Genomic DNA, 12963 nt, shown 5'->3' with positions numbered 1-12963 from the left:
TTATAATTAGCGATATGTATGGTTATAAATTTCCACTATCGTCCTGATAAGATTGATTTGCTGTGTGTCGCCCTGACATTCTGTTAAAAAAAACGTTACGATAGTGCTGTGGGTATGCGTCAAACGCTTGACTCAGTGAACGATATAATAAAAAATTCAGAATATTCTTTCCATAATTTTACTCACTTTAAAGCAACACTTATTTTTCTCACATTACGCTTGCTAAAAAACAACCCAACAGACTGATATTAAACAATTTAAATAAAACCAGCCCGTTGTGTGCTTCTATAACACTCGAACGTTTTAATGGGAATAATCACAAAAATAAAGTTTTTGTGAAGGACAACGACTGATGATGCGTAGATACCGTTTTGCTTTATTGCCTTTTATTACTACTGCGCTCCCCACTGCGGTGCCCGCTGAGACAATTCAGGAAGCAATAAAAAGCACGCTCTACACACACCCCGAAGTCAGTGCATCTATTAATAGCCGTCTTTCTTCTGAACACGATTTGCGTGCGGCAAAAAGCGGCTATCTCCCTTCCATTACGTTGAGTGCGGGTGTTGGTCGTGAAGAAACGGATAGCCCTTCAACGCGCGCCAGCATCAATAAACGCGTTGAACTCAGTCGCCAGGAATCGAGCATTAATCTGAACCAGACGGTGTTTGATGGTTTTGCCACCTCCAGCGAAGTGGGTAGGCAACGAGCTACCGTGAATTCACGCGCCTATAAAGTCCTGAATACCAGCGAGGCGACAGCGTTAGATACCGTTCAGGTATATCTCAATGTGCTGCAACGTCAGGAGTTTGTCCGTCTGGCAGAAGCCAATCTTGTTAGCCATGAGCGTATTTACGATCAAATAAGGCTGCGTAGCGAACAGGGTGTCGGGCGATTAGCCGATCTGGATCAGGCTGAAGCCCGTCTTGCACAAGCTCGTAACAACGTGCTGACGGAAAAAACCAATCTGGACGATGCAAAAATCAACTACATAAGCGTTGTCGGGAAAGCACCAGAGAATTTGGTAATGCCTGATACTTCTGCACTCACACTCCCCGCCACGTTGGAGGAAGCGCAGCGTATCATGCTGGCTAACAGCCCCGCGCTTAAATCCGCAGAGTCCGATATTGAAGCCACGCAACAGCAATATGAAGCTTCAAAATCAACGTTTTACCCGCGTGTCAACGTTGAGCTATCTCGTACAATGAATAACAACGTTGATGGCTCACGCGGCCAAAACAATGAGTGGCAGGCGATGCTACGGATGCGCTACAACCTGTATGAAGGCGGTGGTAGCAAAGCCAATATGGAATCAAAAGCTTATCAGGTAAAAGAAGCGCAGGATGTCCGAAATAATACCCTCCGCCTGCTAAGCGAAGAAGTCAGGTTAGCCTGGTCAGCGTTGAGTAACTCACGTCAACAACTGCCGATTGCCGCCGAATATGCCGACCGCAGTATGAAAGTGCGTACCGCCTATCAGAAACAATTTGGCCTGGGAGAAAGGACGTTGTTGGATCTACTGGACAGCGAAAATGAGTTGCTCACCGCACAACGCCGTCTGGTCGAGGTTCGCTTCATTTCCCTCTATAACGAATACCGGATAACCTCTCGTATGGGAGAGCTACTCAACCGCTTAGCCATCCCTGCGCCTGATGCGGGTTCCAGCTTGACCAACGTCACGACTCAGGCAAAACTACCGAGCCTTAATTAATATATTTCATTGGTCAGACGGCGATAAATTGTGGTTTATATGCAAGGGAATTACGTTGCGTAAGGGAACGTTTAGTTAAATGAAGTCGCATTCAGTACAAGAGGCTGATGGTTTTGATGGATTGGTTGCCCATAAGTCTATGATCAATGAACCTGCCGATGTTCATGACACCATTCTCCATGAAAATAGTGACCCTCGCAGCCGTCATGATGACCCGTTATTGGATAGTTTGCTGATCCTCTGTGCTTTACAGGGGAAATCCGTCAGCCGTACGACACTCACCGCAGGGCTACCATTAGCCAACCAGCGGTTATCCATAAAGTTGCTCCCAAGAGCCGCTGCGCGCGCAGGGTTGCAAGGGCGCGTGCTCAAGCGCTCTCTGAATAAAATTTCTGAGATGTCACTCCCAGCAATGCTGCTGCTACGGGAAGGGCAAGCGGCAATCCTGTTAGGCTGGAATGCTGACGGCACTGCACGCCTGATGCCCAGTGAAACCGAAGGCGGGGAAATTTCCGTTGAGCATAATACGCTGCAACAGAATTATCTTGGCTTGGTGATGTTCGCCCAGCCTCGTCATCAGTTCGATGTGCAAAATCCGTCTCTGATTCCTCGGACCAAATCCTGGTTCAAAGATACGCTTAAGCTTTCACGTTCGCTTTATCTCGATGCCATCCTCGCGAGTTTGCTCGTGAACATTATCGCCCTTGTCACACCGCTATTCGTGATGAATGTTTATGACAGAGTGGTGCCTAATCAGGCCACCTCAACATTATGGGTGCTGGCTATCGGCGTTACCGGCGCCTTTGTTTTCGATTTGATACTCAAAACGCTGCGCGGCATTTGCCTCGATATGGCGGGTAAAAAAACCGATCTGATTATTTCTGCCACGCTATTTGAACGCATTACCGGTATGTCGATGAAAGCTCGGCCACCAAGGGTCGGTAGCTTCGCACAGAACATTCATGAATTTCAGTCTCTCAGAGATTTCCTGTCTTCACTAACGCTCACCACGCTGATCGATTTTCCTTTTACGCTGCTTCTGCTGTTGGTTATTGGCATCATCGGCGGCCCGCTGGTCTGGGTTTCCATACTGGCCTACCCTATCGCCCTGTTGGCAAGTTGGGCAATACAAAAACCGCTGTCTGCGACGATTGAGAAAACGATGCATCTTGCCAGTGAACGGCAGGCGACGTTGATCGAAACCCTAAGCTGTCTGGACGCCATAAAAGTCAATAATGCGGAAAGTGAACGGCAGCACCAGTGGGAACAGACAATTGGCAGCCTGAGCAAGCTGGAAATGCGGGCAAAAGCGTTATCTTCACTGGCGGTCAATCTGACGCAGTGGTTCCAGCAATTTGCCGGTGTTGTCATGATTGTCGTCGGCGTCTATATGCTGATTAACGGCAAACTCAGTATGGGAGGATTGATCGCCTGTTATATGTTGAATGGCAGAGCGCTCATGCCTTTGGGCCAGTTGTCTGGCCTGGTCAGCCGTTACCAGCAAGCACGGTTGACGATGCAAACCACCGAACAGATGATGCAACTGCCACAAGAACGTAGCGATAACGAACGCCCGCTGAAGCGTGAAAGTATCCGGGGCGGTATCGAATTTCGTGATGTGACGTTCAATTACCCGGAACAGAAAACCTACTCGCTGCAAAACATCAGCCTGACTATCGCCCCCGGTGAGAAGGTGGGCATCATTGGCCGTAGTGGCTCAGGAAAAAGCTCACTGCAAAAACTGATCGTCAATCTCTATCAGCCCAATACCGGCAATATTCTAATCGACGGTGTCGATGCGCGTCAGTTGGATGTCAGTGATTTACGCCATAATATCGGCTATGTTCCACAGGATATTCAGCTATTCAGCGGCTCGCTGCGTAATAACCTTATCAGTGGCGCACGCTATGTCGAAGACGAAGCCATGTTGCGAGCAGCAGAAATTTCCGGGGTAAACGAGTTTGCCCGCCTGCATCCTGATGGCTACAACCTTCAGGTTGGCGAACGCGGCCAACAACTCTCAGGCGGGCAGCGTCAGGCTGTCGCGATAGCCAGGGCGCTATTGCTCGATCCACCGATCCTGGTGCTCGATGAACCCACCAGTTCGATGGATAACACCAGCGAAGATCGCCTAAAGAAAGCTCTGGCTCCCGTCATTGCGGAAAAAACACTCTTATTAGTCACTCATCGGGTTTCTATGCTGGCGCTGGTCGATCGTTTAATCATTGTCGATAAAGGTAAAATTATTGCCGATGGGCCGAAAGCGATTGTAGTAGACGCGTTGAAGAAAGGGCAGATCAATGCGCCTCAGTAAATATAGCAAACGAATCAAACGGTATTTTGTTGGCGGAGATGAAGAAAGCCTGCAAACGATGCCGGAAGTAAGTCGGGCCATGACTGAAGATTCACCGCGTTCTATTCGCTTCACACTGTGGGCTATCGGCGCTTTTTTCCTGTTTTTCATCTTGTGGGCTGGGCTTGCGAACATTGATGAAGTCACCCGCGGCGACGGTAAAGCGATTCCCTCTTCTCGATTGCAAAAAATCCAAAACCTGGAAGGCGGTATTGTCACGGAAGTGTTCATCCGTGAGGGACAAGTCGTCAATGCTGGTGACCCTTTGCTGCGCCTTGATGATACGCGCTTTGCATCTAACGTAGGTGAAACCGAAGCCGACCGGCTTGCGCTGCTATCGCGAATTGAACGCCTGAATGCCGAAATCAACGATCGGGAGTTAGTGCTTTCCGAAGAAATTACGACACAGGCACCTAAAATCGCCGCCGGAGAAAAAGATCTCTATAACAGCCGCCGCCAGCAACTCCATAATGAGATATCCGGTCTGGAAGAGCAGTTGATCCAGCGCCGTCAGGAATTGCTTGATTTTTCAGCCAAAGAAACTCAGTTCCGCAATAGTCTGGGCCTGCTTCAGCAAGAAATAAAAATGTCAGAACCGCTGATCGCGGAAGGGGCTATTTCTAAGGTAGAAGTTTTACGCCTGCGCCGTGCTGAAGTTGAAACCCGTGGCCAGCTTGATTCTATCAAGCTCTCTATTCCCAGGGCAGAATCGGCGATTAAAGAGAGTGAGAATAAAATAGAGGAAACGCGCAGTCGCTATAAAAGCGAGGCGTTATCTCAACTCAGTGAAGCACAAACTAATCTGAACAAAATTGAAGCTACGGGTAAAGCACTCGAAGATCGAGTCAATCGAACGCTGGTCGTCTCGCCGGTACGCGGTATCGTGCAACAACTTCTGGTGAATACCATTGGGGGAGTCATTCAACCAGGTAGCGATCTGGTGGAGATTGTGCCGTTGGATGACAATCTATTGGTAGAAGCTAAAATTCGCCCTCAGGATATTGCGTTTCTGCACCCCGGGCAGGATGCCATAATAAAATTAACGGCCTATGACTACACCATTTATGGGGGGTTAAAAGGTCGGCTGGAGCAAATCAGCCCAGATACGGTAACAGATAAAGAAGGGAACAGCTTTTATATTATTCGTTTACGAACTGATAAGAATTATTTAGGTTCAGCCGATAAACCCCTTCTCATCATTCCGGGCATGATCGCCTCTGTTGATATAATAACAGGGAAGAAAACGATCCTCAGTTACTTGTTAAAGCCTATTATTCGAGCGAGAGCAGAAGCGCTACGAGAACGATAATAAAAAGATGCTCAACAGAGCACCTTTTTCTATTTCATTTATCAGTGATCGTTCATATTGTGATAAATCTGTGTTTGACTTCGCCCCATGGCTTTCGCCTGGTACATGGCAGAATCGGCATTAATTGCCAGTGTCAGAGAATCGGAACCGTGTTCAGGGTACAACGCAATGCCGATACTGCATGATATATCCAGCGTTTTTCCATCGATCTCAAAAGGTTTGTTCAATGCGTTATGTATTTTATCCGCCACATAAAGCGTATTATCAATCTCTTTAATACCTTGAAGCAGAATAATAAATTCATCGCCGCTACGGCGATACACCGTATCTGAATCCCGAACCGCGCTACGCATACGTGCCGCCGCTTCTTTTAAAAGCAAATCGCCCACCGCATGTCCGAACGAATCGTTTATCTGTTTAAATTTGTCGAGGTCCAGGAACATTAGCGCGATTTTTCTGCCTGTTTGTTTGGATAACAGAATCGCCTGCTCCATTTGCTCAGCGAAAGTTAAGCCATTCGCCAATGATGTCAATGAGTCATAGTGTGCTAACTGCCGGTAGTGTTCCTCGCTACGCCGTAGCATATCAATAGCATGATATCGCTCTATGGCGATAGAAATTAGCTGTGCCGATTTCTCGATAGAGAAGATTTCCTCTTCGGTTGGCGTATGCACTTTGCGGTGGTAAATGCTTAACACACCTAATATTTCTTTATTCTGACCAATAATAGGTTCAGACCAGCAGGAACGCAGGCCGGCATATAACGCGAGCCCTTTATAGAGTGACCAATGCGGATGTATAGAAATATCGTCAGCGATTACACGTTTTCCGGTATAAGCTGCCGTACCAAAAGAAGCAACACCATCGGCAATTTTCACATTATGAATGGCATTTTTATAGAAGCCCGGCAGACTCGGTGCGGATCCCAGCGTTAGGCATTTTTTGTCTTTATCGACTAGCAACACAGAACAGACAATGCGACCTGGATTTTTTTCCTCAACACTGAAAATGATAGCATCCAGAATATCTTTCAGCGGTGCACCGCTTGATAACAGATCCAGAGCACGGTTGTAGGAATTATCATGATGTTCCTGTGACTTCCGTTCTGTAATATCTAACTTAATGCCAACGTATTGAGCTGTATTGCTGGCTTTATTATATATTTTAACAATATTGGCCTTTTCCCAATACAGTTGTCCATCTTTTCGCCGATTAACAAACTCTCCACTCCAAACATCACCTTTATTTATGGTATCCCATAGATCTTCATAGACGCTTGCACTGGTCATGCCAGAGTTTAATATATTCGTTTTTTTGCCAATAACCTCATCCGGCATATAGCCAGACATAGTAATAAACTGACGATTGACGTAAATAATTTCACAATTTTCATCTGCGATCATAATTGAAGCTGGACTATATTCCATCGCAAAGAAAGTCATGTTGAGAAAATCTTGTTTTTTCTGCTCTGTTTTAAACTTTTGTTTAATTTTTCTATTTTTAACAGAAGAAAACAACAACAATAGCAACAGCATGGTTATTATAATTTCATACACAATAACACTCTCCTCAGGCCCGGGTGGTCCTGATCGTGCGAATCACAACGCTGATGATGAAAGATCTCAGTAACAAGCCCCCACCCCATAAATTTTTGGGACTGATGCATTTCCGGAGAGCAGAAAAGATGAAAGAAAAAACGCTCCATGAAGCAGGAGTATTCAGAAACATAGCAACGTCAGCATAAAGGCCTCGCATATGGCTGTGTGCAGATAAAAACAACAAATTCAAAAGAGTATCTTAATTTAATAGTAATAACGTTCCGACGTATAAGCTTATCTAATGGAATAAAAGAATATTCCTAAAGGTACATAGCGACATATTTTGAACATCAATTTTTTGTAAGCAAATCAATTATACCAATAGGTATCATTGTTTTAATCAAAAAAACCTATCACAAAATGATTTTCGATCGTCAGCAGTAAACATTATATTTTTTTACCATTAAAAATCAAATAATTAAACAAAAAAAATAAAATCATTAACACAATCGCTTGGTTATATATATGATAAATTGATGCAAGATTTACAGCGCTTCCTTCTTTCGCCTTTTTGATATTAAAAACCGCAATAACAAATAAAAAAGAATTAAATAACAAAATAAAAACAAAACCAGCATGATAATTTGCCACTTAGAATAAAAAGAAAGCAATTTGAAAGAGCAGTTTTTTATACGAACATGATACATTAGTAAATATAATGGATTGATATGAAACAGGAGGGGAAAAAAAGACGTACAGCGGTGCCCTGTGGGACAAGAGATAGACTAAAACAACAGAGTATCAACTATAGTTCGAGTTTCAGTGCCTCAAAACCCTCAAACGGTTGGGGACGCGAGAGATAATACCCCTGAGCAGCACAAGCATGTGATGCCTGCACAATCGCCCACTCTTCCTGTGTTTCAATTCCCTCAATCACTACATAATTGCAAAAACGCGATAGCAAAGCGATCAGTGCAGGAAAAACGCCCCGACCTTCTGCGCTTTGTTGCAAGAGAATAAAGAGTTCACGAGCCACTTTAATGCAATCATACTGGGCCAACATAAGTGATGAAAAATTAGCCATACCACAGCCAAAATCATCCAACCACAAAGTTTGCGCCTCAGGAAGTTTGGTTAATACCTCTTTTGGTAACCCTCCCTGATTTTCGACCATTTCAAAACGAATCCAAGGCATGGCTGCAATCAACCGCTTGGCTTCCAGATTATTTTGCAACGCCAGCAACGTCATACCATCAATGTTGACGGAGGCCAAAATATCGTCGCGAGTAAAGCGAAAACTCCAATCAGATAAAAGTTGCAGTTGTTCTACAATAATAAAAAGACGAGTTTCAACATCAATATTCGCGAAGTACTTTTCAGGAGAGAGGAATTTTTGCGGCAGAGTTGGAGAAAAAACGGAAGTCAACAGCTCAATAGCCATTAATTTACCTGATGTTCGGTAAATAGGCTGAAAAGTATACCGCCGTTGGCATTGGTGCCAATAATCAGCGTCTAGTGGTTCCACGCTGACCGGTTGGAAAAGCCCCGCCCCAATCTGATTAAGATCACCTTCCTGCTGCACCATGAGTTCCGCCATTAAACTGACACAATTAGTTATAAACGAATATCATAAGGACATGCATCATCACTCACTCACCAGATGCAAACTTAATCGGTAATACTGACTAAATCGGTATCCATCGATATTACAAAAATAAGTGGTTCAATATCACAACTAAATTTATTTAAATTGTAAATCAATAAATTAAAATCCAAGAAACACAGTCGCACTAACTAATTCATACAGTCTAAAGCATACATATAAAAGCAATTTAACGAACAGATGGTAATTTTACCCTGTAACCTAACTATTTATGCAGCCAATAGATTCCATGCTGGTGGCTCGCAAAAGCTCACCAACTCACGAGTGTATTCTGCATCAATGATAGTTACGCGTGTCTAAAAGAGCCTCAACGGGTATAATCTGCAACCTGTTTGTAAGGTAGAAGAAGATCATGGCGTTACTCATTACCCATAAATGCATCAACTGTGACATGTGTGAGCCCGAGTGCCCGAATCAGGCCATTTCTATGGGCATGGACATTTATGAAATTGATACCACTCTCTGCACGGAGTGCGTGGGTCACTATGACACACCGACGTGTCAAAAAGTTTGTCCGATCGACAATACGATCGTTAAGGATCCAAACCATATTGAAGGGAATGAGCAACTGTGGGAAAAATATGTGCTCATGCACCATGCCGACAGGATTTGAGAATCTATTGACGAAGGGTCAGCTTTCGATAATTACCGTCGCACAGGCATAGCGTCTTTCATCAGCCAGCGTCACATGTACATGTCTGACGCCCATCTGTTTGGCCAGGTCTGCCGCCATAGCCAGAAAGTGCAGGCAAGGTTTACCCAACTCGTCGTTAGAAACCTCAAACTGGTTGAACGCTAGTCCATTGCGCATCCCCGTACCGAACGCTTTTGCCGCCGCCTCTTTCACGGCAAAGCGCTTAGCGAGGAAACGGGCAGGCTGTTGATGCCGCTGATAGTGCGCCCATTCAGCATCCGTTAGAATGCGGCGAGCGAACCGCTCGCCTGAGCGTTCAATAACCGCTTCAATACGGCCAATTTCGACAATATCCGTTCCAAGCCCAAGAATCGCCATCAGCGACGCGCTTCTTGCATCAAACGCTTCATTTCAGCAACGGCATCTTTCAGCCCGCTCATGACCGCACGTCCGATAATCGCATGTCCGATATTTAATTCATGCATTTCCGGCAGCGTCGCAATCGGCTGCACGTTATGGTACGTCAAACCGTGCCCGGCATTGACTTTCAGCCCTTTCGCCGCAGCGTAAGTCGCCGCATCACGAATGCGTTCGAACTCATGCTGACGGGTTTCATCATCTGGCGCATCGGCATAGGCCCCCGTATGAATTTCGATATAGGGCGCACCGCTGGCAACCGCAGCGTCAATTTGCCGTTTATCCGCATCAATAAAGAGCGAAACCAGGATGTTAGCCTGGCTGAGTCTGGCGACGGCGTTATCGATTTTCTCCTGCTGCCCTGCGACATCCAGCCCGCCCTCTGTCGTCACTTCCTGGCGTTTTTCCGGAACCAGACAGCAAAAATGCGGCTTCACCTCACAGGCGATGTTTAGCATTTCTTCTGTAACCGCCATTTCCAGATTCATGCGGGTTTCGAGCGTTTCTCTCAGGATCCGCACATCACGATCGGTAATATGCCGACGATCTTCACGCAAGTGCACCGTAATGCCATCTGCCCCCGCCTGTTCAGCGACAAAAGCCGCCTGAACGGGATCGGGATACGCCGTTCCACGCGCATTACGCAGCGTTGCAATGTGATCGATGTTAACGCCAAGCAACAATTCAGCCATGATAAATCCTCGGTAAAGTTATGCACGGAGCATGGCAGTTTACACCGATGTCACAGCGTCAGGGTACTGACGAAAAGGGATTATTTATCAGAAGGTGTGGGTTTGGACAAATTAGCAGCAGGAACGAACTGGCGAAACAATTCACGGCTTTTCAGCGGTTTTCCCCCCAGATACGGCTTTAACGCGATACGGGTGAAACGCTTCGCGGCCTTCAGTGTGCCAGCGTCAGGAAATTCACGCGACGCCAGTGAATGCAATTCATGACCCGTAAAACTTTTATTATCGACAACCAGACTGGCAATAAACCCCCGTTCCTCTCGATACTGATAGGTCATGGTATCCGCCACAGGCTCACCGCTGCCAGCACAATGCAGAAAATCAACGCCGTACCCCAGATAGCCCAGTAACGCTAATTCAAAGCGTCTTAATGCTGGTTCAGGAGACGTATTTTGTGCAGCAAGATGCTGCAAACAGTGGAGATAATCGAAGAAAAGCGCGGAATAATTGGTTTCATGCTCCAACACGCGGGCCAGCAGTTCGTTAACGTACAAACCGCTATAAAGCATCGTGCCAGTCAGTGGCAACGCCAGAGAAACAGGCTCGGCGCTGCGTAAGGTTTTCACTTCTCCCCGCCCGCTCCAGCGCACCAGCAGCGGAGTGAAAGGCTGTAAACAGCCTTTCAGGCTAGAGCGACGAGCGCGTGCGCCTTTGGCAAGCACACGAACCCGACCATCGCTTTCGCTAAACAGATCCAGCAATAAACTGGTTTCGCTATAAGGTCGCCCATGCAAGACAAATGCGCGCTGCCAGCCTTCCATCGGCGTGAACCTTACAAATCTTCGCTATAACCCAGGCTACGCAGGGCACGTTCGTCATCTGCCCAACCGGATTTCACTTTAACCCACAGCTCAAGGTGCACTTTGGCCTCGAACATCTCTTCCATATCCTGACGAGACTCAATACCAATGGTTTTAATTTTCGCACCCTTGTTACCAATAACCATCTTCTTCTGGCCTTCACGCTCAACCAGAATCAGGCCGTTGATGTCATAACCGCCGCGTTCGTTAGTGACGAAACGTTCGATTTCAACCGTGACGGAATACGGCAATTCTTCACCCAAGAAGCGCATCAGTTTTTCACGGATAATTTCCGATGCCATGAAACGCTGTGAACGATCGGTAATGTAATCTTCCGGGAAGTGATGCGTTGCCTGAGGTAAGTGCTTACGCACAATGCTGGCAATCGTATCGACATTTGTGCCTTTCTCCGCAGAGATCGGAACCACATCAAGGAAATCCATCTGTTGGCTAAGGAACTGAATGTGCGGCAGCAGTTTGGTTTTATCCGTGACGTTATCAACTTTATTGATCGCCAACAGCACAGGAAGTTTCTGATCGCGCAGCTTATTCACTACCATTTCGTCGTCGTCGTTCCAGTGCGTACCTTCAACAACGAAAATGATCAGCTCAACGTCACCGATTGAACTGCTGGCAGCACGGTTCATCAGGCGGTTAATCGCCCGTTTCTCTTCAATATGCAACCCCGGTGTATCCACGTAAATGGCCTGATAAGCCCCTTCAGTATGGATGCCCATGATACGGTGCCGCGTCGTCTGGGGCTTACGTGACGTAATAGAGATCTTCTGCCCCAGTAATTGATTTAATAACGTCGATTTACCAACGTTAGGTCGACCTACAATCGCGATAAAACCGCAGTGTGTCTGTATTTCGCTCATTCAAGCTCCAGTTTTTTCAACGCTTGTTCAGCCGCAGCCTGTTCAGCTTTACGACGGCTCGATCCTGTGCCAACGACTGACTCACTAAAGCCGCTTACCTGACAGTGGATCGTAAATTCCTGGTCATGTGCTTCTCCACGAACCTGCACCACCAGATAGGTTGGCAGAGGTAAGTGACGCCCTTGCAGAAACTCCTGTAACCGCGTTTTCGGATCTTTTTGCTTATCGCCGGGACTGATTTCATCCAAGCGCGTTTGATACCAGTTCAGGATCAAACGCTCGATGGTCTGAATGTCACTGTCGAGGAAAATACCGCCAATCAGCGCTTCAACCGTATCAGCCAGGATCGATTCACGGCGAAAACCGCCGCTTTTTAATTCACCAGGGCCGAGGCGCAAGCACTCCCCCAGTTCGAATTCACGCGCGATCTCCGCTAGCGTATTCCCCCGCACCAGCGTCGCCCGCATCCGGCTCATATCCCCTTCATCCACCTTGGGGAAACGGTGATACAACGCATTGGCGATGACAAAACTCAGGATGGAATCACCCAGAAACTCGAGCCTTTCATTATGTTTGCTGCTGGCACTACGATGGGTCAATGCCTGTAACAAAAGCTCGTACTGCTGAAAAGTATAGCCCAGCTTTCTTTGTAAACGATTTATCAGGATGGGATTCATGTGTTACCAATAGATCAACGATGCGTCAAAAACAGCAGCATACGGAACAGCCCTGCTTACCAATTCGGTCAAAACTGTTTCGTTTGCATTGGCTCCCATCAGGGAGCCTGCCTTTATCCCCGTCATACTTCGCATTACACGGACGTTAGCGTTGTTCACACGCTAACGTGTTATCCTGTAACTCGCATTTTTAGGGCACGTTCTTTCAAAAATAACGTTGCAGAAAATATTCTACAA

At 46.6% G+C, this 12963-nt stretch carries 11 protein-coding genes; 4 read left to right on the top strand and 7 right to left on the bottom strand.

The window, feature by feature from the left end:
* The first annotated feature begins 352 nt into the window (after positions 1 to 352).
* The 3 genes from OI69_RS16380 to OI69_RS16370 all read left to right on the top strand — a co-directional run bounded on the left by OI69_RS16380 (position 353) and on the right by OI69_RS16370 (position 5370).
* A complete protein-coding gene (locus OI69_RS16380; RefSeq protein WP_039352790.1) occupies positions 353 to 1708 on the top strand; it encodes a TolC family outer membrane protein in 1356 nt (451 codons plus the stop codon).
* Positions 1709 to 1787: 79 nt separating this feature from the next.
* Entirely contained in the window at positions 1788 to 4022 is a 2235-nt protein-coding gene (locus tag OI69_RS16375) for a type I secretion system permease/ATPase (protein ID WP_039352788.1), read from the top strand.
* Positions 4009 to 5370 carry an HlyD family type I secretion periplasmic adaptor subunit gene (locus OI69_RS16370; protein ID WP_039352785.1) on the top strand — a complete coding sequence of 454 codons (1362 nt, stop codon included), beginning with the start codon at positions 4009 to 4011 and terminating at the stop codon, positions 5368 to 5370. The genes OI69_RS16375 and OI69_RS16370 overlap by 14 nt, the downstream gene beginning before the upstream one ends.
* A 41-nt stretch (positions 5371 to 5411) precedes the next feature.
* On the opposite strand, the gene OI69_RS16365 is transcribed toward OI69_RS16370, so the two are convergent.
* Together OI69_RS16365 and pdeH are read right to left on the bottom strand one after the other, a co-directional pair.
* Complete coding sequence (locus OI69_RS16365; RefSeq protein ID WP_039352783.1) at positions 5412 to 6926, bottom strand: sensor domain-containing protein; 1515 nt, start codon at positions 6924 to 6926, stop codon at positions 5412 to 5414.
* A gap of 787 nt (positions 6927 to 7713) precedes the next feature.
* Entirely contained in the window at positions 7714 to 8505 is a 792-nt protein-coding gene (gene pdeH / locus OI69_RS16355) for a cyclic-guanylate-specific phosphodiesterase (protein ID WP_072034313.1), read from the bottom strand.
* A 418-nt stretch (positions 8506 to 8923) separates the two neighbouring features.
* Between pdeH and OI69_RS16350 the strand changes: the two genes are divergently transcribed.
* The gene (locus OI69_RS16350; protein ID WP_005973589.1) at positions 8924 to 9184 is read left to right on the top strand and encodes a YfhL family 4Fe-4S dicluster ferredoxin; all 261 of its coding nucleotides are present in this window, start codon (positions 8924 to 8926) and stop codon (positions 9182 to 9184) included.
* A gap of 18 nt (positions 9185 to 9202) precedes the next feature.
* Here the strand turns inward: OI69_RS16350 and acpS are convergent, their stop codons facing one another.
* From acpS to rnc, 5 genes are all read right to left on the bottom strand, one after another.
* On the bottom strand, positions 9203 to 9583 hold the full coding sequence (acpS, locus tag OI69_RS16345) for a holo-ACP synthase (protein WP_039352779.1): 381 nt from the start codon (positions 9581 to 9583) through the stop codon (positions 9203 to 9205).
* A complete protein-coding gene (pdxJ, locus tag OI69_RS16340) occupies positions 9583 to 10314 on the bottom strand; it encodes a pyridoxine 5'-phosphate synthase (protein ID WP_039352777.1) in 732 nt (243 codons plus the stop codon). The genes acpS and pdxJ overlap by 1 nt, the downstream gene beginning before the upstream one ends.
* Before the next feature lie 80 nt (positions 10315 to 10394).
* A complete protein-coding gene (recO, locus tag OI69_RS16335) occupies positions 10395 to 11132 on the bottom strand; it encodes a DNA repair protein RecO (protein ID WP_039352775.1) in 738 nt (245 codons plus the stop codon).
* A gap of 11 nt (positions 11133 to 11143) precedes the next feature.
* Positions 11144 to 12049 (bottom strand): GTPase Era, encoded by a 906-nt coding sequence (era, locus tag OI69_RS16330; protein ID WP_039352772.1) that lies wholly within the window; start codon positions 12047 to 12049, stop codon positions 11144 to 11146.
* Positions 12046 to 12726 carry a ribonuclease III gene (gene rnc, locus OI69_RS16325; RefSeq protein WP_039352769.1) on the bottom strand — a complete coding sequence of 227 codons (681 nt, stop codon included), beginning with the start codon at positions 12724 to 12726 and terminating at the stop codon, positions 12046 to 12048. The genes era and rnc overlap by 4 nt, the downstream gene beginning before the upstream one ends.
* Between the last annotated feature and the right edge of the window lie 237 nt (positions 12727 to 12963).

The organism is Pectobacterium fontis (assembly GCF_000803215.1).
GTDB lineage: Bacteria > Pseudomonadota > Gammaproteobacteria > Enterobacterales > Enterobacteriaceae > Pectobacterium > Pectobacterium fontis.
This window is presented reverse-complemented; position numbering and strand designations above follow the sequence as displayed.